Raw genomic sequence first — 24,097 nt, 5'->3', positions numbered from 1 at the left:
GATTTTGGAGGGATCGTAAGGTGCCAAACGATTGGGTTCAAGAGCTAGCTTGATGAAGATCGTTCGGGTATGAATGCAAGATGAAGCAACCGCGCATGCAACTCGTGCTGTCCGAGAACTGGACGATGACCTCGGCCCGCGACCTGCCGGTGCTGGTCCGGTGGGCACGCGAGGCCGAGAACGCCGGGTTCGACTCGGTCATGATCAGCGAACACCTCGTGCTCGGCCCCGACGCCGGCGCCCGGGGCCGCATGGCCAACCCCCGCGAGTACGCGCTGCCCGGCAACCAGGACCCGTTCACGCCGTGGCCGTACTCGCTGGGCCTGCTGGCGGCCGTCGCCTCGGTCACCACCCGGCTGCGCCTGGCCGCCGCCGCGGTGCTCGCCCCGCTGCGCCACCCGCTGGCGCTGGCCCGCGAGCTCGGCACGCTCGACCTGCTGTCGCAGGGCCGGCTCGTCGTGCTGCCCACCGTGAGCTGGAGCCGCGACGAGTACGCCGCGCTCGGCGTGCCCTTCGAACGGCGCGGCGAGCTCCTCGACGAGCACCTGGAGATCTGGGAGCTGCTCTGGCGGGACTCGCCGGTCACCTACCACGGCCGGCACTACCGGTTCGACGAGGTGTACTTCGAGCCGAAGGCCTACCGGGAGAGCGGGCCCGCGCTGTGGTTCGGCGGCGCGCGGATGAGCGACCGGCTGCTGCGCCGGATGACCCGCTGGGGCAGCGGGTTCAACCCGCTCGGCTACCCGCCCGCCGAGGACATCAAGGCCCTGGCCGACGGCATGAAGGCGGCCGGTCGTGACATCGGCGAGCTGGAGCTGGCCGGCGGCACGCGGGCCGTCTTCCCCGACGCCGTCTCCTGCGCGCCGCTCGGGCCCGCCCTGGAGCACATCCCGGCCCGGATGGCCGAGGGGTACACCACGTTCTGCATCAAGCCGTCGCAGTTCATCGACGACCCGGACGGCGTGGGCGCGTTCTGCCGCGAGGTCATGCGGCGCGTGGGCGAGCTGACCGGCTGAGGACGTCGCGCGGCCGGCCCTCATCCGGCCGCGCGACGGGATCATGGGACGAGCGCCTCCCGGACCAGGGCCGTGTCGGTGAACTGCTCGAACCGGGTGGCCACGCCGTCCTCCAGGTGCCAGACGTGGGTGAAGCGCACCCTCATCGACTTGCCGGTGGCGCGGTAGGTGCCGCTGTAGTGGCCGATCACGACGACCACGTCGCCGCCGTCCACGAACTCCTCCGGCTCGGCCTGGTAGCCGTCCCACTCGCTGCCCAGCTTGGCGAACACCTCCGACAGCACCTGCTGCGGCCCCACGTACGTGCCCGCGTACGGGAAGCCGGCCATCTCCGTCCACCGGGCCTGCGGGCCCAGCAGGGACACGATGCCGTTCACGTCGCCGGCCGCGGAGGCCGCGTAGGAGGCGCGTACGGCGTCGAGATTGTCGCTCATCTGTGTTTCTCCTCAGACCGGTTCCTCACCGGCCGGATAGGTGACCTGACCCAGCGGCTCGATGTGCGCGCCGCCGGGGGAGTGGTGGATCTCGCCCTCGCCCGACAGGCCGAAGAAGGTGCCGACCGTGCGCAGGGCCGTCCAGTCGTAGAGCCAGGTGGCCGCGACCGGGATGCGGAACTCGCGGAAGGTGAACACGTACAGGCCGTCGGCGATCTTCCAGGTGGCGGCCAGGTCGACGTCGCCGTGGCCGCGCTGCGCGCCGGCCAGGCACTGCCAGGCGTAACGCTCGGAGCTGAGGTAGACGTGCTCGTAGAGGTGCTCGGGGCTGTAGCGGTACAGGGCCCGCCGGCCGATCAGCTCGCGGGTCGGCGCGGGCGGCTCGCCGGTGACCTCCCGGCCCTCGATCACGCCGGGCGTGAACGTCTGCGACACCCGCGGCTGCCCCGGGACCGGCTCGGGCGCGATGACCGAGACCACGCGCAGCGCCCGGCCCGTGCTGGTGTGCAGGACGGTGACCGTGTACTCGCGGGGCCGCTCGGCGTGCGCGCGGCCCACGTAGAACAGGTCCTCGCGCATGGCCACGGCCTCGTACGGCTCGGCGGGGCCGCCGTCGGCGTGCAGCTTGTAACGACCGGCGAAGGCCAGGGACGTCTTGCTGCCGTCGTCGAAGGTGAGGTCCACCTCGGTGCCCGCGAGCGCGTACGTGGCCGGCAGGCGATTCGTGGCGATCCCGGGCGCGAAATCGTCCATGTTCTTCCAACCGGCAGGGCGATCGGTCATGGCCGCTCCTTCCTCCACGAATTCGTCTATGAAATCATATAGCTTCCCGTTGTAAAGGAGTAGGCGATGAGGCTCAAGGGAAAGGTCGCGCTGATCACCGGGGCGGGCACCGGCATCGGCGCGGCGACCGCCCGCAGGTTCGCCGCCGAGGGCGCCTCGGTCATGCTGACCGGCCGCCGTCCCGGGCCGCTGGCCGAGGTGGCCGCGGACCTCGGCGACGCGGCGGCCGTGGCCTGCGCGGACATGTCCGACACCGACCAGGCGCGGGCGGCGGTCGAGGCGTGCCTGGGCCGCTTCGGCGGGCTCGACGTGGTGGTGGCCAACGCGGGCGGCCACGGGGGCGGGCCGGTCGGCGAGACCGACGACGCGTCCTGGCGGCTCAGCCTCGACGCCAACCTCAACACCTGCTTCGTGACCTGCCGGGAGGCGCTGCCGGCGCTGGTGCGGTCGAAGGGGGCGATCGTGGTCGTGTCGTCGATCGCGGGCCTGGCCGCCGGCCCCGCCGTGTCTGGATATGTCACGACGAAACACGCGCTCATCGGCCTGACCCGCTCGATCGCCCGCGACTACGGGCCCCAGGGCGTCCGGGCCAACTGCCTGTGCCCCGGCTGGGTGCGCACGCCGATGGCCGACGAGGAGATGGACGTGCTGGTCGCCCGGGACGGCATCACCCGCGACGCGGCGTACGAGCTGGTCACCAAGGACGTGCCGCTGCGCCGCCCGGCGACGGCCGACGAGATCGCCGCGATCTGCCTGTTCCTCGCCTCGCCGGACAGCGCCGTCATGACCGGCAGCGTGGTCGTGGCCGACGGCGGCGCCACCGCCGTCGACCTGCCCACCCTCGCCTTCGACTGATCGTCCACGCCTAGAAGGCCGTTTCCCGGGCAAAGGGGAGTTCTTCGCAAACCCCCAGGAGGAACGGTGAGCACCGCACAGAGCGCGGGCCGCGACGCCATGGACGCGGGCCGTGAGGCCAAGAACGCGGCCCGCAGAGCAGCGGACAGCCCGGCGATGAACACGCTGGCCCGCATCGGGCTGGCCTGCCGCGGCGTGCTGTACGCGCTGATCGGAGTGCTGGCGTTGCAGATCGCCTTCGGCGACGGCTCGCGCCAGGCCGACAAGTCGGGAGCCATCACCACCATCGCCGGCCTGCCCTTCGGGCAGGTGCTGCTGTGGATCATGACGGTGGGCTTCGCCGGGCTGGCGTTGTGGCAGGCGTCGGAGGCGCTGTTCAGTCACCGCAAGGCGAGTGACCGCGCGCAGTCGGCCTTCCGCACCGGCGTGTACGTCCTGATCTGCGTGACTTTGCTGAGCGTGCTGCTGGCCGGTCAGGCCAAGTCCGACGACAAGCAGTCGCAGAACCTGACCAGCAAGCTGCTCGACCTGCCCGGCGGCCAGGTCATCGTCGGCCTGATCGGGCTCGGCATCGTCGCCCTCGGCATCTACTGGATCCACGAGGGCGTCACCAAGAAGTTCGAGCGCGAGCTCGACCTCGGCCGCATGTCGCCCAAGGCCCGCAAGGTGATGGAACGGCTCGGCCAGGCCGGCTACATCGCCCGCGGCGTGATCACCGGCGGCGCCGGCGTCTTCGTCGGCTACGCGGCCGTCACCTTCGACCCCGACAAGGCGGGCGGCATCGACGCCACCCTGCGGCGCTTCGCCGACACGCCGGTGGGGCCGTGGCTGCTCGCGGTGGTGGCACTCGGGCTGCTGCTGTTCGCGGGCTACTGCTTCGGCGAGTCCCGCTGGCGCCGTACCTGACGCGTCCCGGGCGGCGCACGCGCGGCGGGTCCCCGGCACGGGGGCCCGCCGCTTCGTGTGCGCGCCGGGTCAGTGTGCGCGCCCGCGTCAGGAGGGGCGCCCGCTGATCACCGCGCGGCCCATCGCCGGGTCGTCGCAGAACGCGCCGTCGATGCCCAGCTCGACGAGCCTGCTCAGCCAGCCGGCCACGTCGCCGGTGGCTCGCGGGTAGGCCGGGCTGGCCGGGTTCCCCCTGCGGTGGTCGGCGGGAAGCTGGGAGTTCTCGTTGCGGATCGTCCACACGTGCACCTCCAGCCGCCTGCGGTGGGCGTCCTGGACCAGCGTGGTCGGGGGCAGCGTCGCGCCCGAGGCGTCCACCGGGACCACCCGGCGGGTGTCCACGCCGATCCCGGCGGCGTACCGGGCCACCTCGCGCAGCCCGTCGGGGGTCACCATGTCGTCGTAGGTGCGGGTGCTGCCGGCGGCGACCCAGTCGTAGGGCGCGCCGCCCGAGGTGATGAGCTGGATGAGCGGCAGCCGCGTCCGTCCGCGCAGCTCGCGCAGGTTCGCCGTCTCGAAGGACTGGATGTACGCCTTGCGCACGTGGTACCGGTTCAGCACCTCCAGCAGCGGCTCCTCCAGCGACAGGCCGATCGAGTCGAAGTACGTCGGGTGCTTGGTCTCGGGATAGACCCCGACGCCGTGCCGCTGCGCCAGCTGGACGACCTCCTCGAACGTCGGGATCTCGGCCAGCCGGTCGAAGGCGGTGTTGTCCGGCCGCAGGTCGGGCACGCGTTCCCGGGCCCGCAGCGTCTTCAGCTCGGCCAGCGTGAAGTCCTCGGTGAACCAGCCGGTGACCGGCCGGCCGTCCACGGTCCTGGTGGCGCGCCGGTCGGCGAACTCGGGGTGGGCGGCCACGTCGGTGGTGCCGGAGATCTCGTTCTCGTGCCGGGCGACCAGCACGTGGTCCTTGGTGGAGACGAGGTCGGGCTCGATGTAGTCGGCGCCCATGGCGATGGCCGCCTCGTAGGACAGCAGCGTGTGCTCGGGCCGGTGGGCGCTGGCGCCCCGGTGACCGATCACGACGGGGGCCTGGCCGCGGCGCTCGGCCGTGGCGGATGGCGTCTGGGTCAGCACGACAGCGACCGTACCGCCGGCCAGGACGGCGGCCAGCACGCTCGCGAACAACCTGCGCGTCGTCATGCGGGCACGGTAGACCGCCGAGGTGGCCCGGACGTTACGCCCGGGCGCACAGTGATGGACGCGGCCGGCGGGTTCAGCCGAGGCCGAAGCGGGGGATCGGCAGGTCCTCGGTGGCGACGTGCACGATGTGCGCCTCGGTGTAGACGTCGATGCTGTACCGGCCGCCCTCCCTGCCGAGGCCGCTGGCCTTCACGCCGCCGAAGGGCGTGCGCAGGTCGCGGATGTTCTGGGAGTTGATCCAGAGCATGCCGGCCTCGACGGACTGGGCCAGGCGGTGGGCGCGGCGCAGGTCGCTGGTCCACACGTAGGCGGCCAGGCCGTACCGGGTGGCGTTGGCCAGCTCCAGGGCCTCCGTCTCGGTGGAGAAGGGGGTGACGCAGACGACCGGGCCGAAGATCTCCTCCTGGAAGATGCGCATCGCGGGCGTCACGTCGGCGAAGACCGTGGCGGCCAGGAAGTTGCCCTCGGGCAGGCCGTCCGGACGGCCGCCGCCGGCCACCAGGCGGGCGCCCTCCTCGACGCCGGCCCGCACGTACGACATGACCCGCTCGTAGTGCTCGGGGTGGATGAGCGCGCCCAGCTCGGTCGCCAGGTCGTGCGGCGGCCCGACCCGCACCCGCGCGGCGCGCTCGGCGAGCCGGCCCACGAACTCCTCGTAGACGGTGTCCTGGACGAGGATCCGCGAGCTGGCCGTGCAGCGCTCGCCGTTGAGCGAGAAGACGCCGAACACGGCCGCGTCGAGCGCCCGGTCCAGGTCGGCGTCGTCGAAGACGAGCAGCGGGGACTTGCCGCCCAGCTCCATCGACAACGTCTTGAGGCCGGTGGCGGCGTCGCGCATGATCGTCTGGCCGGTGGCGGTCTCGCCGGTGAAGGAGATCACCGGCACGTCGGGGTGGGCCACCAGCGCCGCCCCGGCCCGCTCGCCGATGCCGTGGACGAGGTTGAACACGCCCTCGGGCAGCCCGGCCTCCTCCATGATCTCCGGCAGCAGGCTGGCCGAGAGCGGCGACCACTCGGCCGGCTTGAGCACCACCGGGCAGCCGGCCGCCAGCGCCGGGGCCAGTTTCCAGGTCTCCAGCATGAACGGCGTGTTCCACGGCGTGATCAGCCCGGCCACGCCGACCGGCTTGCGCACGACGTAGTTGAGCTGGGCCGAGCCGACGCGGTAGACGTCCTCGCCCAGGCTGCTGATGACGTCGGCGAAGAAGCGGAAGTTGTGCGCCGCCCGCCGGGCCTGGCCCCTGGCCTGGGTGATGGGCAGCCCGGTGTCGCCGCACTCCAGCTCGGCGATGCGCTCGTCGCGCGCCTCGATGGCCGCCGCGACGCCGCGCAGCACCGCCGCCCGCTCCTCGCCCGGCATCCGCGGCCACGGACCGTCGGTGAACGCCCTGAGCGCGGCGCGCACGGCCAGGTCGACGTCCTCGGCGTCCCCGGAGGCGACGGTCAGCGCGGGGCGGTTGGTCGCGGGTTCCAGCGAGGTGAACGTCTGGCCGGACACGCTGGGCACGTGGGCCCCGTCGATGTAGTGCTCCAGGTTCAACGGGCGATCTCCTTGCACTGGGACGGCGGCCCCCCCGGCCACGGGTGCGATCGATCCCCTGTCGGACGTGCGGCCGGACCGCCACCTCATGGCACTCCTCCTCCGCCCCGCCACGATGGTTTCCCAGGTCGAAGGCCCAGCGGTAGGCCCCTCGCAACCCGTGAAATCGTATAGGACATCGTCGATGATACATGGGGAACCTATGGACAGAAATATCTGATGTCGTACATGATTTGTCCATCGGGGCTGGACGCACGGCGCTTCGAGGAGGGGTGCGCATGCGATGTCCACGACGCCTGGTGTGGTTCGCCGCGATCGCTCTGGTGGTCTCCGCCTGCGGGACGAGCCAGGACGGCGGCGCCGCCAGGACGGCCTGCGGCACGGGCGAGCCCGCCACCGGGACCCCGATCACCGTCGGCGCGATCGTCACCGCGAGCGGCGGCATCGACTTCAGCTCGGCCACCAAGGCGGCCAAGGCGTACTTCGACTGCGTCAACGCCGGCGGCGGCATCGGCGGCCGTCCGGTCGAGTACCTGGTCGAGGACGACGGCCTCAACCCGCAGAAGGCCTCGGCCCTGGCCACCAAGCTGGCCGGCGACCGGGACCTGGTCGCCCTGGTCGGCGGCTCCAGCTTCGTCGCCTGCGGCGTCTCCGGCCCGATCTGGGAGCAGAACGGGCTGTTCGACGTGCTCGCGGTCGGCGTGCCGCGGGCGTGCTTCGAGTCGCCGCGCATCGCCCCGGTCAACGCGGGCCCGAGGGTCAGCGCCGTGGCCGCCGCCCAGTACGCCGTCGAGGTCAAGGGCGCCAGAAGGGTCGCCCAGATCAGCAACCGGGTGCCGGGCGTCGGCGACTGGACCCAGGACGGCGTGCGCGCCTACCTCAGGACCAAGGGCCTGACCTCGGCCGGCGACGTGCTGCACGACCCCGGCGTCAAGGACGCCACCGCCGTGCTCCTCGAAGCCATGCGGGGCCGCCCGGACGCGATCATCCTCCAGGACCCCGCCCCCGACGACGCCGCCATCCTCAAGGCGGCCCAGGCGCAGGGCCTCAAGGACAAGGTCACCTTCGTCTGCCTGACGCCCTGCTACGACACCACCTTCCCCGGCCAGGTCGGCAGCTACTGGGAGGGCTTCGTGTCCAACTCCGAGTTCACCATGCTCGACGCCGGCACCCCCGACAACAAGCTCTGGCGCCGCGTCATGGACGAGTACGCCGACGACAAGGCCCCCCGCGACTCCTTCTCCCAGGGCGGCTTCCTGGCCGCCAAGATCTTCGTCGACACCCTGACCAGGACCGGCGGGACGATCGACCGCGCCTCGGTGAGCCGGGCACTGTCGCAGGTCAAGGGCTTCCGCAGCGACCTGCTCTGCGCCCCCTGGTACTTCGGCCGCGCCGCCCGCCACAACGCCAACCACGACACCCGCTACGTCACGATGAAGGGCGGCGGCTGGTCGAAGATCAAGGACTGCACGCCGACCCAGGACCCCGACCTTGCGCCGCTCCTGCGGGAGGAGAAGCAGTCGGGGCTGACCGGCTGATGTTGCCGTTCGTCATCAGCGGGCTCGCGCTCGGCGCCGTCTACGCGCTGTCGGGCGTGGGCATCGTCGTGCTCTACCGGGCCACGGGCGTGCTCAACCTGGCCTACGGCGCGCTCGGCGCGATCGGTGCGCTGCTGTCCTGGCAGCTCCTGCAGGACGGCTGGCCGGTCGTGCCCGCGCTGGCGGCCGCGCCGCTGCTGTCGGCGCTGCTGTCCGGCCTGTACGGCGGCCTGGTCGGCCCGCTCGTCGCCGCCCGCGACCCGCTGGTCAAGGCGGTGTGCACGCTCGGCCTCGCGCTCATGCTGCTCGGCCTGTGCTACTGGACGTGGAGCGACGACCCGCGCACGCTCACCCTGCCGACCGACACGGCCGGGTTCGACGTGGGCGGCGCCCGCGTCACGCTCACCCAGACGCTCGCGCTGGCCCTGGCCGTGGCGCTGACCGCCGGGACCGCCGTGCTGCTGCGCCGGACCGGCTTCGGCACCGCCATGCGCGCGCTGGCCGACGACCGCGAGATCAGCGCGCTGCTCGGCGTGCCCATCCGGCGGGTCGAGACCGTCACCTGGGCCGCGGGCGGCGCGGTGGCCGGGCTGACCGGGCTGGTGCTCGGCTCGCTGACCCGGCTGGAGGCGGGCACCCTGACCTTCCTGGTGATCGCCTCGCTGGCGGCGGGCGTGGTCGGCCGCTTCCGGTCGCTGCCGGTCACGCTGGCGGCCGGGCTGGCGATCGGGCTGGCCGAGGCCCTGGGCGGGGCGTGGGAGCAGACCGCGCCGTACCGGTCGGTGGCGCCGTTCGCGGTGGCCGTCGCGGCGATCCTGTGGCTGCAGCGCACCGGGGCGCGGGCCAGGCGCGGCGGCACGGTCGAGGTGCGCCCCGCCGACGCGCTGCCGGCGCGGACCCGGCCGCTGCCGCCCGGCGACGCGCGCTCGGTGCTGCGCGTGGTGCTCGGGCTGGCCGCCGGGGCGGCGGCGCTGGCGGTGCTCGTGCCCCTGGCCGTGGACGGCTACTGGGTGCGGGTGCTCACCTCCGCGGTCATCTTCGTCATCCCCGCCGCGGGCATCGCCCTGCTGTACGCCCGGCTCGGACTGGTCTCGCTCGGCCAGGTGGCGCTGCTCGGCGTCGGCGGCTGGGTGGCGCTGCGGCTGGCCTTTGCCACCGGGTGGCCGTTCCCGCTGGTCGTGCTGGCGGCAGGGGCGGTCACCTGCCTGGTCGGCATCGTGTACGGGCTGCCCGCGCTGCGCCTGTCCGGCGTGGACCTGGCCCTGGTGACGCTCATGGCCGGCGGGGCGTTCCAGGTGGCGTTCTCGGCGACCGGGTTCCCCGACGGCGGCCCCGGGTTCCTCGGGCGGGTGGCGGGCAGCGGGACGCAGCAGGCCATGCCGCGGCCCTCGATGGCGGCCTCCGACGCCGGGTTCTTCCGGTTCGCCGTGCTGTGCGCGGTGCTCGCGCTCGTCCTCGTCGTGCTGCACCAGCGCGGGCGGCCGGGCCGGGCGTGGGCGGCGATCAGGAGCGGCGAGGCCGGCGCGCTGGCCGTCGGCGTGGCCCTGACCAGGTACAAGGTGTGGGCGTTCGCGCTGGCGGCGTTCGTCACCGGGACCGCGGGGGCGCTGCTGGCCGCCAACACCGGGCGGCTGGACCCGATCTCGTTCCGGGCCTCGGACTCGGTGCTGCTGTTCGCCGTCGTCCTGGTCGGCGGCGCGTACGGGCTGACCGGCGTGGTGCTGTCCGGCGTGGTCGGCCAGGTCGTGCCCGCCGCCCTCGACGCCGCCGGGCTCGACGGCAACCTCATGCTCGTCGTCTTCGGCGCGGGCACCGTGCACGCCCTGGTCACCGCGCCGCGCGGCATCGGCGGGCAGCTAGAGGACCTGCGGCGGCGCGCATGAGGCTGGAGATCGAGGACCTGCGGGTGCGCTTCGGCGGCGTGCGCCCGCTGGACGGCGTCACCCTGACCTTCGACTCCGGCCTGTGCGGGCTCATCGGGCCCAACGGCGCGGGCAAGACCACCCTGTTCAACGTGTTGTCCGGCTTCGTCCGGCCGGTCTCCGGGCGGGTCACGGCCGGCGGCGCCGACCTGCTGGCGCTCGCGCCGCACCGGCGGGCCCGGTGGGGGCTGCGCCGCACGTTCCAGCAGGAGCAGGTGGTCGCCGAGCTGAGCGTGGCCGGCAACCTGCGCCTGGCCGCCGACCACCTGGGCGGCCCGGACGAGGGCCTGCTCGCGTTCTGCGGCCTGAGCGACCCCGGACGCCCGGCGGCCGAGCTGACGCTGCCGGAACGGCGGCGGCTCGAACTGGCCCGCGCCCTGGTCGGCACGCCCAGGATCGTGCTGCTCGACGAGCCGGCCGCCGGGCTGTCGGAGGCCGAGTCGCGGTCGCTGGCCGAGGTCGTGACGGCCGTGCCGGACCGGTTCGGGGCGCTCGTGGTGCTCATCGAGCACGACGTGGCCCTGGTCGGCGAGGTCTGCGCCACCACGGCCGTGCTGGACTTCGGCCGGCTGGTCGCGGCCGGCCCGACCGCGGCGGTGCTGGCCGACGAGCGGGTGCGCGCCGCCTACCTGGGGGAGGCGCCGTGAGCCTGGAGGTGCGCGGCCTGCGCGTGCGCAGAGGCGGGCGCGAGGTGCTGCACGACGTGACGCTCGACGTGCCGCCCGGCCGGATCACCGCGCTGCTCGGCGCGAACGGCGCGGGCAAGAGCACGCTCGTGCTCGCCGTGGCCGGGCTGCTGCCGGTCGAGGCGGGCACCGTCACCGCCGACGGCGACGAGCTGACCGGGCTGCGCCCCGAACGGGTCCGGGCGCTGGGCGTGGCCGCCGTGCCCGAGGGGCACCGGGTGCTGCGCTCGCTGAGCGTGGCCGACAACCTGCGGGTGGCCGGCCCCGACCCGGGACCGGCCCTGGCCGCCTTCCCCGAGCTGGCCGGGCTGCGCGACCGGCGGGCCGGCACGTTGTCCGGCGGCCAGCAGCAGATGCTCGCCCTGGCCCAGGCCGTCACCGGCGGGCCGCGGTACCTGCTGGTGGACGAGCTGTCCTTCGGCCTGGCCCCCGCCGTGGTGTCCAGGCTCGTCCCCGCCCTGGCCGCGCTCGCCGAGGCCGGCGCCGGGGTGCTGCTCATCGAGCAGTACACCCGGCTCGCCCTGGAGCTGGCCACCCGCGTGCACGTGCTGGACCGGGGCCGGGTCGTCCTGCGCGGCACGCCGGACGAGCTGCGCGGCCGGCTGCGGTCGGCCTATCTGGGAGCGGGCGATGGAGACCTTTGACGTCGTCGTGGTCGGCGCGGGCTCGGCCGGCGCCGCGGTGGCCCGCCGGCTGGCCGACGACGCGGCGCTGCGCGTGCTGCTGCTGGAGGCGGGCGGCCCCGACGTCAACCCCGACATCCACGACCCCGGCGGGGTGTTCCGGCTGTGGGGCGGCCCCGAGGACTACGACTACCGGGTGGCGCCGCAGCGGCGGCTGGGCGGGCGGCGTCCGCACTGGCCGCGCGGGAAGGTGCTGGGCGGCTCGTCCTCGCTCAACGGCATGATCTTCGTCAGGGGCGCGCCGGCCGACTACGACGCCTGGGGGCCCGGCTGGTCGTACCCCGAGGTGTTGCCGTACTTCAAGCGGCTGGAGGACTTCGACCGCGGGCCCAGTGACCACCACGGCGTCGGCGGGCCGGTACGGGTGATCGCCGACTACGCGCCGCACCAGGTCAACGCGGCGATCGTGGCGGCCGCCGTGGAGCAGGGCCTGCCGTTCAACCCCGACTGCAACGGCGAGCGCCCCGACGGCGCCGGGTTCTGCCAGCTCACCATCCGGCACGGCCGCAGGCACAGCACGGCCGACGCCTACCTGCGCCCGCGCTGCGACCGGCCCGTCCTGGAGATCCGCACCGGGGCGCGCGCCCGCCGGCTGCTCCTGCGCGGACGGCGCTGCGTGGGCGTGGAGTACCGCCAGAACGGCCGCCTGCACCGGGTCGGGGCCGCCGCCCAGGTCGTGGTCAGCGCCGGGACCGTCGAGTCGCCGCGCCTGCTCCTGCTGAGCGGCCTCGGCGACGCGGCCGAGCTGCGCCGGCACGGCATCAAGGCGGTGGAGGACCTGCCCGGCGTCGGACGCAACCTGCACGACCACGCGCTCGTCCCGGTGATCGTGGCCGCCCGGCGGCCCGTGCCGCCCGCGATGCCCGGCCTGCAGCCGATGCACAGCCAGCTCTTCTGGCGCAGCCGCCCCGGGCTGCCCGGCCCCGACGTGCAGCCGCTGTTCTTCCACATCCCCCTGTACGACGAGGGCATGACCGGCCCGCCGGACGCCTTCACGCTCATGGCCGGGATCGTCCGGCCGGAGAGCAGGGGGCACCTGGCGCTGACCTCGGCCGACCCCGACGCGCCGCTGCACATCGACCCCGCCTACCTGGAGGCGGCCGCCGACCGCGCGTGCATGCGCGCGGCCGTCGAGCTGTGCCGGGAGCTGGCCCACGCCGCCGCCCTGCGGGAATGGGCGGGCGCGGAGCTGTATCCCGGTGACCGCGAACTGTCCGAGCACATAGAGAGGACCTTGGTGACCTACCACCATCAGGTCGGGACCTGCGCCATGGGAACCGTCGTGGACCAGCGGCTCAGAGTCCACGGCATCGACGGGCTGCGCGTCGCCGACGCCTCGGTGATGCCCGCCGTCACGTCAGGGAACACGAACGCGCCCGCCATCATGATCGGCGAGCGGTGCGCGGACATGGTGCGAGAGGAGATCGGCTCATGACCGGCCTGTACATCGGCGGCGCCTGGGGCCCGGCCGCGGACGGCGCGACGTTCGCCACGCTGGACCCGGCCGAGGCCACCGTGATCACCGAGTGCGCCGAGGCCGGCCCCGCCGACGTGGACCGCGCGGTGGCGGCGGCCAGGGCCGCGCTGGACGACCCGGCCTGGGCCGAGATGCCCGCCGCCGCCCGCGCGAGGCTGCTGTGGAAGGTGGCCGACCTGGTGGAGGAGCACGCCGACGAGCTGGCCGAGCTGGAGACCAGGGACAACGGCCAGCCGCTGGCGGTGGCGCGGAACGTGACCGTCCCCGGCACCGCCGAACATTTCCGATATTTCGCGGGATGGTGTACGAAAATCGAGGGCTCGGTGTTGCCCGTCTCGTACCCCGACACCCTGCACTACACCCGGCGCGAGCCGGTCGGCGTGTGCGCGCTCATCACTCCGTGGAACTTCCCGCTGATGATCGCCGCCTGGAAGCTCGCCCCCGCCCTCGCCTGCGGCAACACGGTGATCGTCAAGCCCGCCGAGCAGACCCCGCTGACCACGGTCCGGCTGGTGGAGCTGATGGCGCTGGCCGGGTTCCCGCCCGGCGTGGTCAACCTGCTGACCGGCGGCCCGGAGACCGGCGCGGCGCTGGCCGGGCACGCGGGCGTGGACAAGATCTCCTTCACCGGCTCGACGGCGGTCGGCCGCTCGCTCGTGCACGCCAGTGCGGACAACCTCAAGCGCCTGACGCTGGAGCTCGGCGGCAAGACCCCGAGCATCATCGCGGCCGACGCCGACATCGACGCCGCGGTGGCGGGCAACGTCCAGGGCGCGCTGTTCAACAGCGGCCAGGTCTGCGCCGCGTACTCGCGCTTCTACGTCGACCGCAAGCGCGTCGACGAGTTCACCTCGAAGATGGCCGCCGCGGCCGACGCGCTCAAGGTCGGACCCGGCCTCGACCCGGCCACCGACCTCGGCCCGCTGATCAGCGAGGACCACCTGATGGCCGTGGACGCCCACGTCCGCAGCGCGCTGTACGATGGCGCGCAACTCGTCACCGGCGGCAGGCGCGCCGAGGGCCCCGGCTTCTTCTACCGCCCGACCGTGTTCGCCGAGGTGACCGACGCCATGGCCGTGGCCCGCGAGGAGGTGTTCGGGCCCGTCATCCCGGTGCTGGCCTACGACGACCCCGACGAGATCGCCGGCCGCGCCAACGGACTGGAGTACGGCCTGGCCGCCTCCATCTGGACCAACGACCTGTCGACCGCCCACCGCCTGGCCGCCCGGATCCGGGCGGGAGCCGTGTTCATCAACATGATCCATGTGCCCGACGCCGCCACCACGTGGGGCGGCTACAAGGCCAGCGGGTGGGGGAGGGAGATGGGCCCGTACGCCATCGACGCCTACACCGAGGTCAAGGGCGTCTGGACGCACCTGGGGAGGGTGTGATGGGAGAGCTCGTCCTGGCAGCCAAGATCACGCATGTGCCGTCGATCTGGCTGTCGATCCAGCCGGGCAGGCACTTCGGCATCCGGCGGCCCGCCGAGCTGGCGCTCACCGAGGTGGGCAGGCGGGCGCGGGAGCTGGGGGTGGACACGTACCTGATCGCCGACACCCACTGGATGAACAGCATCGGCTTCCACCTCAACGGCAAGGAGCGCCACCGCGGCTCCTACGCCAGCCACGAGCTGCCGCACTTCATCCACGACCTGGAGTACGACTATCCGGGCGACCCCGAGCTGGCCGAGCTGATCCGCGCCGAGATCGCCGCCGGTGGGCAGAAGGCGCTCGTGCACACCTACCGCGACCTGGGCCTGGAGTACGCGACGCTGGTGCCGATGCACTTCATGAACGAGGACTCCGCCGTGCGGGTGCTGCCGATCGGCTGCAACATCTACTCCTCGATCGACGAGAACCGGCGCATCGGCGAGGCGCTGCTGCGCGGCATCCGGCAGAGTGACCGCCGGGTCGCCTTCCTGGCCAGCGGCTCGCTCTCGCACGCCTTCCCCTCCAACGAGACCGCCGAGTCGCTGCTCAACGAGGTCAGCAGCCCGCTCAACCGGAAGATCGACATGGCCGTGCTGGACATGTGGGCCGAAGGACGCATCGGCGAGTTCCTGGACATGTTGCCCGACTACAACGTGCGCTGCGCGGGGGAGGGCGCGATGGCGGACACGGCGATGTTGTTCGGGCTGCTGGGGTGGCGGTCGTACAAGGAGCGGGGGGAGCAGTTGTGCCCGTACTTCGGCTCGACGGGAACCGGACAGGTGGTCGTGGACTTCCCCGTGCCCGCGTACGATAAGATCTAAAATCATATGTGAAATAGGACAGACGGAGGTTCTGGATGGCGGGGCTGATCTCCCGGTGGGCCGTCCCCCGCTCCTCCGGCGCCCCGCGCGGACGGGCCGTCCGCGCGGGGGACCAGGCGCCGCGCGTGCTCGTGGTCGGGCAAGATGAGGGGATGACAGCGGGCGTCCAGCGTATCGTCGAGGTGACTCCGGGGGCGGAGCCGGTGAGGGCTCCGGGCGGTCGCGTCGAAGCGCCGGCGGGCGCGGGCTTCCGCGACGCCATCATGAAGGTCCTGCAGAGGTGATGGTGAGCAGCACAAGAAAACCGGCCCAGGCCAAGCGGCCCAAGGGCTCCAAGGCCGAGATCAGCTACGACCTGCTGCGGGCCCGCATCCTCGACGGCACGTACGGCCCCGGCTACCGGCTGGTCATGGACCAGCTCGCCCGGGAGACCGGCGTCAGCACGATCCCGCTGCGCGAGGCCGTGCGCAGGCTGCAGTCCGACGGGCTGGTCGAGGTCGTGCGCAACATCGGCGCCCGGGTCGCCGTCTTCGACTCGGTGCAGGTCGAGCACACCCTCAACGTGCTGGCCCGGCTGGAGGGCTACGCCACGGCCATCTGCGCGCCGCACATGGACGCGGCCAAGATCCAGGAGTCGCGGGAGATCAACGAGCGGATGAAGGAGGCGCTGGAGGAGTTCGACCCCACCTCCTTCACCGCGCTCAACCGCGAGTTCCACTTCTCCCTCTACCGCCACTGCCCCGACGAGCACCTCAACGCCCTGCTGGAGTCGGAGTGGGCGCGGCTCGACCACATGCGCCGCTCCAGCTTCACGTACGTGCCGGGGCGGGCGCGCAGGTCGGTGGAGGAGCACGACCACCTGCTGAGCCTGATCGAGGGCGACGCCGAGGCCGAGGTGATCGAGCAGGCGGCCCGCAACCACAAGATCGCCACCGCCGCCGCCCTGCACACCGCCCAGGTCTCCCGGCAACACTGACCTCCCGGCAGCGCCGCCGTCCTGCGGGGGGCTCTGGCGGTGTCGCGGGTCAGGGCTCCAGGGTGAAGAGCGTCCACTCCTCGCCCTGGGCCAGCCCGGCCAGCTCGCGGCCGCACTCCCGCAGCGCCTGCGGGCCCGAGGTGATGTGCTGGGCGCCGGCGTGCGCGTCCCGGAACAGGCGCTGGAGCAGGCCGTCGCGCAGCGCCGTCGTGCCGCCCGAGGCGTAGGCGAACCCGGCGACCTCGGTGAGCGTCGAGGTGGCGTGGTTGAGCGCGAGCCGCACCATCGTCTCCTGGCGGGTGGACAGCGTGCCGCCCGCGTCAAGGGTGCGTTCGACGTCGTCCCACGTCTCGCGGACCAGGGCGCGCGCCGCCCGCAGGGCCGCCTCGGCGCGGGCGAAACCGGTGTGGAAGGCGTCGCTGACGGCGAGCTGACCCGGACGTCCGGCGCGGGCCGCGACGTGCCGGCCCAGCTCGTCCAGCAGGCGGCGGCCGAGGCCGAGCGCCCAGGCGGAGTGGGCGATCAGCGCCTGGTCCAGCAGGCCCAGCCGGTAGATCGCGCCGCCGCGCAGGGGCTCCCGCTGGGCGAACGGATGCGTGCGCGACTCCGGCACGAAGACGCCGTCGATGGCGTAGTCGAGGCTGCCGGTGGCGCGCAGGCCCAGGACGTCCCAGTTGCCGAGCAACTCGGCGTCCTCGACCGGGGTGATGAAGATGCGCTCCTCGCCGGTGCCCTCCACGACGCCCAGGCTGTGCACGTACTGGGCGTGCGGCATGGCCGAGGCGAAGCCCCAGCGGCCGGTCAGCCGGAAGCCGCCGTCCTCGCACACGGCGGTGCCCGGCCGGGTGCCCTGGCCCGCGAACAGCGGCGTGCGGGGGCCGCCGAAGATGTGCTCGACGGCGTCGTCGCCCAGGTAGGCGCCCGCCGTGCCGTTCTCCAGCGTGGTGGCCATGACGACCCAGCCGGTCGAGGCGTCGGCGTAGGTCAGCTCCTCGAAGAGGCCGAGCAGCTCCGACGGCGACAACTCCGAGCCGCCCAGCGGGGCGGGCAGCCAGATGCCGAACAGCCCGGCCTCGTGCAGGGCGGCCACGACGGGGTCGGTCAGCCGGCCCAGCGCCTCGGCCTCGGCCGCCTCGCTCTCGATCAGCGGGCGCAGGTCGCGGGCGCGGTCCAGGTGGGTGGGGCCGGCTGAGTGCAGTCGCGGCTTGTCGCTCATGTCCCGGTGCTCCTGTTCGTGATCGTCGGCGGTCCTTCCTCCGTCAGATCACGTCCCCACCCGGTTGTCCACCCCGCGCCGGAAATCCCGGTCCCGCACCCGGATGAGGGGCTGGCTTTGCATGAACATGCGTTGCAATGCATAATCTTCTTCTATGTCCAAGGTTCTCACCTCCCTGCCCACCGGCGAGCGGGTCGGCATCGCCTTCTCCGGCGGTCTCGACACCTCGGTGGCCGTCGCGTGGATGCGCGACAAGGGCGCCGTCCCGTGCACCTACACCGCCGACATCGGCCAGTACGACGAGCCCGACATCGCCTCGGTGCCCAGCCGCGCGCTGGCCTACGGGGCCGAGCTCGCGCGCCTGGTCGACTGCCGCGCCGCGCTGGTCGAGGAGGGCCTGGCCGCGCTCACCTGCGGCGCGTTCCACATCCGCTCGGGCGGCCGGGCCTACTTCAACACCACGCCGCTCGGCCGCGCCGTCACCGGGACCCTGCTGGTGCGGGCCATGCTCGAGGACGAGGTGCAGATCTGGGGCGACGGCTCCACGTTCAAGGGCAACGACATCGAGCGGTTCTACCGCTACGGCCTGCTGGCCAACCCCCACCTGCGCATCTACAAGCCGTGGCTCGACGCCGACTTCGTCTCCGAGCTCGGCGGGCGCAAGGAGATGTCGGAGTGGCTGCTCGCGCACGGGCTGCCCTACCGCGACAGCACCGAGAAGGCGTACTCGACCGACGCCAATATCTGGGGCGCCACCCACGAGGCCAAGACCCTCGAACACCTCGACACCGGCATCGAGACCGTCGAGCCGATCATGGGCGTGCGCTTCTGGGACCCCGAGGTCGAGATCCTCCCCGAGGACGTCACCATCGGCTTCGACCAGGGCCGCCCGGTCACGATCAACGGCAAGGAGTTCGGCTCCCCGGTCGACCTGGTCATGGAGGCCAACGCGATCGGCGGCCGGCACGGCCTGGGCATGTCCGACCAGATCGAGAACCGCATCATCGAGGCCAAGAGCCGCGGCATCTACGAGGCCCCCGGCATGGCGCTGCTGCACGCCGCCTACGAGCGCCTGGTCAACGCCATCCACAACGAGGACACCCTGGCCACGTACCACAACGAGGGCCGGCGGCTCGGCCGGCTCATGTACGAGGGCCGCTGGCTCGACCCGCAGGCGCTCATGCTGCGCGAGTCGCTGCAGCGCTGGGTCGGCACGGCGGTCACCGGCGAGGTCACCCTGAGGCTGCGCCGCGGCGAGGACTACTCGATCCTCGACACCACCGGCCCGGCCTTCAGCTACCACCCCGACAAGCTGTCGATGGAGCGCACCGAGGACTCCGCGTTCGGCCCGGTCGACCGCATCGGCCAGCTCACCATGCGCAACCTGGACATCGCCGACTCGCGCGCCAAGCTGGAGCAGTACGCCACGCTCGGCATGGTCGGCACCACCCACCCGGCGCTCATCGGCGCCGCGCAGGCGGCCTCGACCGGCCTCATCGGCGCGATGCCGCAGGGCGGCGCGGAGGCCATCGCCTCGCGCGGCGAGGTCTCCGAGGACGACGAACTGCTCGACCGCGCCGCCATGGAACTCGGCACCGACTGACCGCCCCGGGCCGTCCCCGGGCCGCCCCCCGGGCCGCCCACGCGGCCCGGGACCTCGCTCCGGCTGTGCCACCCGCCCGGCCCCGCCCCGGCCGGGCCACCCGCGAGGGGCGGGGTCAGCCGAAGTCCGGCCGGGGGGCGCGCGGAGCGCTCGCAGCCGCCTCGGCGAAGACGGTCTCCTCGGTGAAGACGGTCGCCTCTGCGTAGGCGGCCGCCTGCTCCGGCACCGCCGGCGGCAGCTCCATGAGCGCCTGGATCGCGGACCTGCGCTTGTCCAGGCCCGCTTCGTCGATGCTGATCCGCCGCCGGTTCCGGCTCTTGTCTTCGGTCATGCTCGGCAACCGTAGTGAGCCGCACGTCAACGCGGGGCAACGGCACCGTCTTGTTTGGGCGCGGCCGCCCCGGCCGGACGGCGCCGCGACCTGGTCTGTTCCGGTTTTCCGCCATCGAGGTCGGCGGCCGGGCCCCATGGTGGCCCGCCCTCCTGCTGCCTAGCGTTGACCCTCGTGATCAGTCTGAAGGGTTTGACCAAGCGGTACGGCGACCGGACGGCGGTGGACGACCTGTCGCTGGAGCTGAGACCCGGCGCGGTGACCGGGTTCCTCGGGCCCAACGGCGCCGGGAAGTCCACCACGATGCGGCTCGTCCTCGGGCTCGACCGGCCCTCGGCGGGCACGGCGCTCGTCGGCGGCGTGCCGTACCACCGGATCAGGAACCCGCTGCGGACGGTCGGCGCGCTGCTCGACGCGCGGGCGCTGCACCCCGGGCGCAGCGGGCGGGCGCACCTGACCGCGCTGGCCCGCAGCAACGGCATCCCCGTGCGGCGGGTGGACGAGGTGCTGGAGAGCGTCGGCATGGCCGGGGCGGCGAACCGCCGGGCCGGGGCGCTCTCGCTCGGCATGAGCCAGCGGCTCGGCATCGCCGCCGCGCTGCTCGGCGACCCGGCGGTGCTGCTGTTCGACGAGCCCGTCAACGGGCTCGACCCCGACGGCGTGCGGTGGGTGCGCCGGCTCATGCGGTCGCTGGCCGCCGAGGGCCGCACGGTGTTCGTCTCCAGCCATCTGATGAGCGAGATGCAGCTCACCGCCGACCACCTGGTGGTGATCGGCAAGGGCCGGCTGATCGCCGACGCGCCCCTGGCCGAGGTCATCGGGCGCAGCTCGCTGACGGCCGTGCTGGCCCGCACCCCGCACGCCGGGGAGCTGGCCGGACGCCTGCGCGCCGCCGGGATCGCCGCCGAGCGCGTCGCCGAGAACGAGGTCGTCGCCACCGGCGCGCCCGTCGAGCGGGTGGGCGACCTGGCCTACGAGGCCGGGATCAGGCTGCACGGCCTGCGCACCCGGGAGGCGTCCCTGGAGCAGGCCTATCAGGAGCTGACGGAGAGCAGCGTGGAGTACGGGACGACGCACGGGTCGGCGCACGGGTCGGCGTACGGGACGACGGAGGCGGGCGCGTGACGGCGGCGTTGTGGCAGGCGGCACGGGCCGAGTGGGGCAAGTTGTGGTCGGTCCGGTCCACGTGGTGGTGCCTGGCCGGCGCGGCGGCGCTCATGGTGCTGACCGCCGTGGCCCTGGCAGCCGCCGCGGCCACCGACGCGGTCCGCGAGGGGGCGCCCGGCGCGCGGGTGACGGCGAGCGAGTCGGTGGTGTCGGCCACGTCGTTCGTGCAGTTCGCGCTGGTCGCCCTGGCCATGCTGGCGATCACGTCGGAGTACTCCTCGGGCGGCATCAGGGTCACGCTGCAGGCCACGCCGGTGCGCGGGCTCGTGCTGGCCGCCAAGGCGCTGGTGGTGGCGCCGGTGATGTTCGCCGCCGGAGTGCTGTCGGGGGCGGTGGCGACGGCGGCGGTCTACGTGGTGCTGCAGGCCGACGTGTTCGGCGGGCTGGTCGTGCTGCCGTTCGGGGAGGCCGTGCGGGACGTGGCGGGCGCGGGCGCGTTCTTCGCCCTGGTGGCGGTGACCACGCTGGGCGCCGGGGCCGCGATGCGCAGCGCGGCGGGCACGCTGACCGTGGTGTTCATGCTGCTCCTGGGCCTGCCGCTGGTGCTGCTGATGACCGGGAGCCAGGCGGCGCTGGACTTCTCGCTGCGCATGCCGACGTTCGCCGGGCTGGCGTTCATGGGCAGCGAGGACAACCTGACCGGCGGGCCCGTCCCGTACTCGGCGGGGGAGGGCCTGGCCTGGCTGCTGGGCTGGGCGGCGGCGGCGCTGGCGGCGGGCTACGCCGTGCTGCGCCGCCGCGACGCCTAGACTTCGGGCCCGTGTCGGACAACTTCGGGCCCATGCCAGGCAACCAGGAGAACACCGGCAGCCGGGCGGTCAAGGCATTCGAGCCCATGCCGGGCAACCAGGAGAACACCGGCAGCCGGGCGGTCAAGGCGCTGGCCGGGGTGCTGGCGGGCATGGGGCTCGGCGCGGTCGAGCTGGCCTTCCTCTGCCTGGCCTGGCCCGCCATCCTGGTCCCGGCCGCGCGCCCCCTGGCCCGGCGCGGCGCGGCGCGGCTCATGGCGCTCGAACGCGCCCGGCTGACCCGGTGGTTCGGCCACCCCGCCCCCACCCGCGACGGCGGCTACGCCTACCTCGCCGCCCGCGCCGCCCTGGGCGTGCTCGGCGGGTACGGCTGCGCCGTCGCCCTGTTCGTCGGCGGCCTGCTGCTGGGCGGCGGGGCGTGGGACCTGATCGTGGGCGGCTCTGACCCCGTCCCCGTCGAGCTGCCGGGCGTCCGGATCGTCACCACCGGCGGCATGCTGGGCCTGACCGGCGGCGTGGCCCTGCTGACGGTGACCGCGCTGCTCGCCCTGGCCGCCGGCGTGCTCGAACGCCGCCTGGCCGCCCACTTCCTCGGCCCCGGCGGCCGGGAGCTCATGCGCCGCCGCATCGCCGAGCTGACCGCCACCCGCTCGGGCATCGTCCGGGCCGTGGACGACGAGCGCCGCCGGATCGAACGCGACCTGCACGACGGCGTCCAGCAGCGCGGCGTGGCCCTGGCCATGCTGCTCGGCCGGGCCCGGCACGGCCACGACCACGAACGGACCGCCGAGCTGGTCGACCAGGCCTACGCCGAGTCCCGCCGCCTCCTGGACGAGCTGCGCAGCGTCGCCTGGCGCATCTACCCCACCGCCCTGGACGAGCTGGGCATCGAGGCCGCGCTGGCCGGGGTCGCCGAACGCGCCGCGGTGCCGGTCACCGTCCACTACGGGCTGTCGGCCCGGCCCGCCACGGAGATCGAGACCGCCCTGTACTTCGTGACCAGGGAGGCGATCACCAACGCGGTCAAGCACGCCCGTGCCCATGACATCCTGGTCGTCGTGGCCGAGGACGAACGGACGGTGAGCGTGGCGATCTCCGACGACGGCGGGGGCGGCGCCGATCCCGCGGGCGGCGGCCTGTCCGGGCTGGCCCGCCGGGTCCTGGCGCTCGACGGCGCGTTCACCGTGGACAGCCCGCCCGGCGGGCCCACGAAGATCGTCGCCACGCTGCCCAAGGAGCCGCCGTGCGGCTGATCCTGGCCGACGACTCCGTGCTGCTGCGCGAGGGCCTGACCCGGCTGCTCGCCGAGGCCGGGCACGAGGTCGTCGCGGCCGTGGGCGACGCGCCCGCGCTGCTGGCCGCCGTCGCCGACCATCGGCCCGACGTGGCGGTGATCGACGTGCGCATGCCGCCCGGCCACAAGGACGAGGGGCTGCGGGCGGCCCTGGAGATCCGCGCGCGCCGGCCCGAGGTGGGCGTGCTCGTCCTGTCCCAGTACGTCGAGCCCCACTACGCCGCCACCCTGCTGGCCGGGCCCGCCGAAGGGCTCGGCTACCTGCTGAAGGACCGGGTCTCGGAGGTGGCCGACTTCCTCGACTCGCTCGAGCGCGTACGCGCCGGCGGCACCGCCTTCGACCCCGAGGTGGTGCGGCGGCTGCTGGCCCGCACCAGCCGCGCCGACCCGCTGAGCCGGCTCAGCCCGCGCGAGTCGGAGGTGCTGGCGCACCTGGCCCAGGGGCTGGTCAACGCGGCCATCGCCGAGCGCCTGCACGTCTCGGCGTCCACCGTGGAGAAGCACGTCAACGCCATCATGGACAAGCTCGACCTGCCGCGCGACACCGGCTACAGCAGGCGGGTGCTGGCGATCCTGCGCTACCTGGAGGGCTGACCCGGGCCGGCGCTCACACGTCGATCACGCGGGGCAGCGCCGGCGGGTTCGGCCGCGGCCGCCACTCACGCGGGTAGCCGAGCGAGACCTCGATGAACGGCACGCCGTCGTGGTGGGTCAGGCGCGGGATGTGCAGGTGGCCGTACACGACGGCGGCGGCGTCGTATTCGCGGTGCCAGCGGGCGGTGCGCTCGGTGCCGCACCACTGCGCGAACTCCGGATGGGTGAGCACCCGCGTCGGCTCGCGGACCAGCGGATAGTGGTTGACCAGCACGGTCGGCAGCCCCGCGGGCCGGGCGGCCAGCCGCGCCTCGGTGTACTCGACCCGGGCCGCGCACCAGGCGTCCCTGCCGGGGTGGGGGTCGGGGTGGAGCATGACCTCGTCGGTGCAGACGATCCCCGCGTCGTAGGCCGTGCGCAGGGCCTCCTCCTTGGTCGTCGCGCCCTCCGGACGCCAGGTGTAGTCGTACAGGACGAACAGCGGCGCCACCGTGACCGGGCCGCGCGCCCCCTCCCACACCGGGTACGGGTCCTCCGGCGTGAGCACGCCGAGATCGCGGCAGAGCTCCACCAGGTACCGGTAGCGCTCCTCGCCGCGCAGCCGCACCGGGTCGCGGGCCGGCGTCCACAGCTCGTGGTTGCCGGGCGCCCAGACCACCCTCGCGAACCGGTCGGCCAGCAGCCGCAACGCCCAGCCGATGTCCGTCGTCAGCTCGCCGACGTCGCCCGCGACGAGCAGCCAGTCGCCGTCCGACCCGGGGCGCAGCTCCTCGACGAACGCGCGGTTGTCGGGATGGTGCACGTGCAGGTCGCTGACGGCGAGCAGGCGGGGAGCGGTGATCACGACTCGGATCGTACGCCGCCCGCGCCGCGATGTGGCGCGCGGTCCGCCGC

The 24,097-nt window shown here is 73.6% G+C and carries 23 protein-coding genes; 16 read left to right on the top strand and 7 right to left on the bottom strand.

The annotated features are described in order from the left end of the window. The first annotated feature begins 80 nt into the window (after window positions 1-80). A complete protein-coding gene (locus AB0J71_RS29640) occupies window positions 81-1,016 on the top strand; it encodes a TIGR03619 family F420-dependent LLM class oxidoreductase (RefSeq protein ID WP_364417050.1) in 936 nt (311 codons plus the stop codon). 41 nt (window positions 1,017-1,057) lie between these two features. Here AB0J71_RS29640 and AB0J71_RS29635 read toward each other — a convergent pair whose 3' ends face one another. After that, window positions 1,058-1,450 carry a nuclear transport factor 2 family protein gene (locus AB0J71_RS29635; protein ID WP_352330080.1) on the bottom strand — a complete coding sequence of 131 codons (393 nt, stop codon included), beginning with the start codon at window positions 1,448-1,450 and terminating at the stop codon, window positions 1,058-1,060. A gap of 12 nt (window positions 1,451-1,462) precedes the next feature. Next, window positions 1,463-2,233, bottom strand: a complete 771-nt coding sequence (locus AB0J71_RS29630) for a MoaF C-terminal domain-containing protein (protein WP_352330079.1) — start codon at window positions 2,231-2,233, stop codon at window positions 1,463-1,465. Between the two features lie 66 nt (window positions 2,234-2,299). Here AB0J71_RS29630 and AB0J71_RS29625 point away from each other — a divergent pair, with 66 nt between their 5' ends. Both AB0J71_RS29625 and AB0J71_RS29620 read left to right on the top strand, forming a co-directional pair. Continuing rightward, entirely contained in the window at window positions 2,300-3,088 is a 789-nt protein-coding gene (locus tag AB0J71_RS29625) for an SDR family NAD(P)-dependent oxidoreductase (protein WP_364417048.1), read from the top strand. A gap of 66 nt (window positions 3,089-3,154) precedes the next feature. After that, on the top strand, window positions 3,155-3,994 hold the full coding sequence (locus AB0J71_RS29620; RefSeq protein WP_352330076.1) for a DUF1206 domain-containing protein: 840 nt from the start codon (window positions 3,155-3,157) through the stop codon (window positions 3,992-3,994). An 87-nt stretch (window positions 3,995-4,081) separates the two neighbouring features. Here the strand turns inward: AB0J71_RS29620 and AB0J71_RS29615 are convergent, their stop codons facing one another. After that, window positions 4,082-5,176, bottom strand: a complete 1,095-nt coding sequence (locus AB0J71_RS29615) for a glycerophosphodiester phosphodiesterase (RefSeq protein ID WP_364417046.1) — start codon at window positions 5,174-5,176, stop codon at window positions 4,082-4,084. A gap of 73 nt (window positions 5,177-5,249) precedes the next feature. Further along, window positions 5,250-6,716: a 5-carboxymethyl-2-hydroxymuconate semialdehyde dehydrogenase gene (hpaE, locus tag AB0J71_RS29610; protein WP_364417044.1), complete on the bottom strand. Its 1,467-nt coding sequence runs from the start codon at window positions 6,714-6,716 to the stop codon at window positions 5,250-5,252. A gap of 278 nt (window positions 6,717-6,994) precedes the next feature. Between hpaE and AB0J71_RS29605 the strand changes: the two genes are divergently transcribed. The 8 genes from AB0J71_RS29605 (at window position 6,995) to AB0J71_RS29570 (ending at window position 16,249) form a co-directional block, all read left to right on the top strand. After that, window positions 6,995-8,254 (top strand): ABC transporter substrate-binding protein, encoded by a 1,260-nt coding sequence (locus AB0J71_RS29605; RefSeq protein WP_352328229.1) that lies wholly within the window; start codon window positions 6,995-6,997, stop codon window positions 8,252-8,254. After that, on the top strand, window positions 8,254-10,137 hold the full coding sequence (locus tag AB0J71_RS29600; protein WP_364417042.1) for an ABC transporter permease: 1,884 nt from the start codon (window positions 8,254-8,256) through the stop codon (window positions 10,135-10,137). Before AB0J71_RS29605 ends, AB0J71_RS29600 begins: the two co-directional genes overlap by 1 nt. Continuing rightward, window positions 10,134-10,823, top strand: a complete 690-nt coding sequence (locus tag AB0J71_RS29595; protein ID WP_352328227.1) for an ATP-binding cassette domain-containing protein — start codon at window positions 10,134-10,136, stop codon at window positions 10,821-10,823. The genes AB0J71_RS29600 and AB0J71_RS29595 overlap by 4 nt, the downstream gene beginning before the upstream one ends. After that, complete coding sequence (locus AB0J71_RS29590; protein ID WP_364417040.1) at window positions 10,820-11,506, top strand: ATP-binding cassette domain-containing protein; 687 nt, start codon at window positions 10,820-10,822, stop codon at window positions 11,504-11,506. The genes AB0J71_RS29595 and AB0J71_RS29590 overlap by 4 nt, the downstream gene beginning before the upstream one ends. Continuing rightward, window positions 11,493-12,980 (top strand): GMC family oxidoreductase N-terminal domain-containing protein, encoded by a 1,488-nt coding sequence (locus tag AB0J71_RS29585; RefSeq protein ID WP_364417038.1) that lies wholly within the window; start codon window positions 11,493-11,495, stop codon window positions 12,978-12,980. The genes AB0J71_RS29590 and AB0J71_RS29585 overlap by 14 nt, the downstream gene beginning before the upstream one ends. Then, entirely contained in the window at window positions 12,977-14,413 is a 1,437-nt protein-coding gene (locus AB0J71_RS29580) for an aldehyde dehydrogenase family protein (protein ID WP_352330958.1), read from the top strand. Before AB0J71_RS29585 ends, AB0J71_RS29580 begins: the two co-directional genes overlap by 4 nt. Continuing rightward, window positions 14,413-15,273: a 3,4-dihydroxyphenylacetate 2,3-dioxygenase gene (gene hpaD / locus AB0J71_RS29575; RefSeq protein WP_352330956.1), complete on the top strand. Its 861-nt coding sequence runs from the start codon at window positions 14,413-14,415 to the stop codon at window positions 15,271-15,273. The genes AB0J71_RS29580 and hpaD overlap by 1 nt, the downstream gene beginning before the upstream one ends. A gap of 283 nt (window positions 15,274-15,556) precedes the next feature. After that, window positions 15,557-16,249: a GntR family transcriptional regulator gene (locus AB0J71_RS29570; RefSeq protein WP_364390575.1), complete on the top strand. Its 693-nt coding sequence runs from the start codon at window positions 15,557-15,559 to the stop codon at window positions 16,247-16,249. Window positions 16,250-16,298: 49 nt separating this feature from the next. On the opposite strand, the gene AB0J71_RS29565 is transcribed toward AB0J71_RS29570, so the two are convergent. Continuing rightward, complete coding sequence (locus AB0J71_RS29565) at window positions 16,299-17,465, bottom strand: acyl-CoA dehydrogenase family protein (protein ID WP_364417036.1); 1,167 nt, start codon at window positions 17,463-17,465, stop codon at window positions 16,299-16,301. A 154-nt stretch (window positions 17,466-17,619) separates the two neighbouring features. On the opposite strand from AB0J71_RS29565, the gene argG reads away from it, so the two are divergent. Continuing rightward, window positions 17,620-19,068: an argininosuccinate synthase gene (gene argG / locus AB0J71_RS29560; RefSeq protein ID WP_364390527.1), complete on the top strand. Its 1,449-nt coding sequence runs from the start codon at window positions 17,620-17,622 to the stop codon at window positions 19,066-19,068. A gap of 115 nt (window positions 19,069-19,183) precedes the next feature. Here the strand turns inward: argG and AB0J71_RS29555 are convergent, their stop codons facing one another. Then, window positions 19,184-19,399: a hypothetical protein gene (locus AB0J71_RS29555; protein ID WP_364417034.1), complete on the bottom strand. Its 216-nt coding sequence runs from the start codon at window positions 19,397-19,399 to the stop codon at window positions 19,184-19,186. Window positions 19,400-19,573: 174 nt separating this feature from the next. On the opposite strand from AB0J71_RS29555, the gene AB0J71_RS29550 reads away from it, so the two are divergent. The 4 genes from AB0J71_RS29550 to AB0J71_RS29535 are packed head-to-tail and all read left to right on the top strand — an operon-like array spanning window position 19,574 to window position 23,203. Then, window positions 19,574-20,524, top strand: a complete 951-nt coding sequence (locus AB0J71_RS29550) for an ATP-binding cassette domain-containing protein (protein ID WP_364417032.1) — start codon at window positions 19,574-19,576, stop codon at window positions 20,522-20,524. After that, on the top strand, window positions 20,521-21,315 hold the full coding sequence (locus AB0J71_RS29545) for an ABC transporter permease (protein WP_364417030.1): 795 nt from the start codon (window positions 20,521-20,523) through the stop codon (window positions 21,313-21,315). The genes AB0J71_RS29550 and AB0J71_RS29545 overlap by 4 nt, the downstream gene beginning before the upstream one ends. 11 nt (window positions 21,316-21,326) lie before the next feature. Beyond that, a complete protein-coding gene (locus AB0J71_RS29540; RefSeq protein ID WP_364417028.1) occupies window positions 21,327-22,568 on the top strand; it encodes a histidine kinase in 1,242 nt (413 codons plus the stop codon). Next, complete coding sequence (locus AB0J71_RS29535; RefSeq protein ID WP_352327515.1) at window positions 22,559-23,203, top strand: response regulator transcription factor; 645 nt, start codon at window positions 22,559-22,561, stop codon at window positions 23,201-23,203. The genes AB0J71_RS29540 and AB0J71_RS29535 overlap by 10 nt, the downstream gene beginning before the upstream one ends. Before the next feature lie 13 nt (window positions 23,204-23,216). On the opposite strand, the gene AB0J71_RS29530 is transcribed toward AB0J71_RS29535, so the two are convergent. Further along, window positions 23,217-24,044, bottom strand: coding sequence for a metallophosphoesterase (locus AB0J71_RS29530; protein ID WP_352327517.1), 828 nt, complete (start codon window positions 24,042-24,044; stop codon window positions 23,217-23,219). Window positions 24,045-24,097 lie beyond the last annotated feature (53 nt).

The organism is Nonomuraea sp. NPDC049637 (assembly GCF_040675235.1).
Lineage (GTDB): Bacteria > Actinomycetota > Actinomycetes > Streptosporangiales > Streptosporangiaceae > Nonomuraea.
The sequence above is the reverse complement of the archived record's forward strand: the minus strand, read 5'-3'. Positions and strand labels throughout refer to the sequence as shown.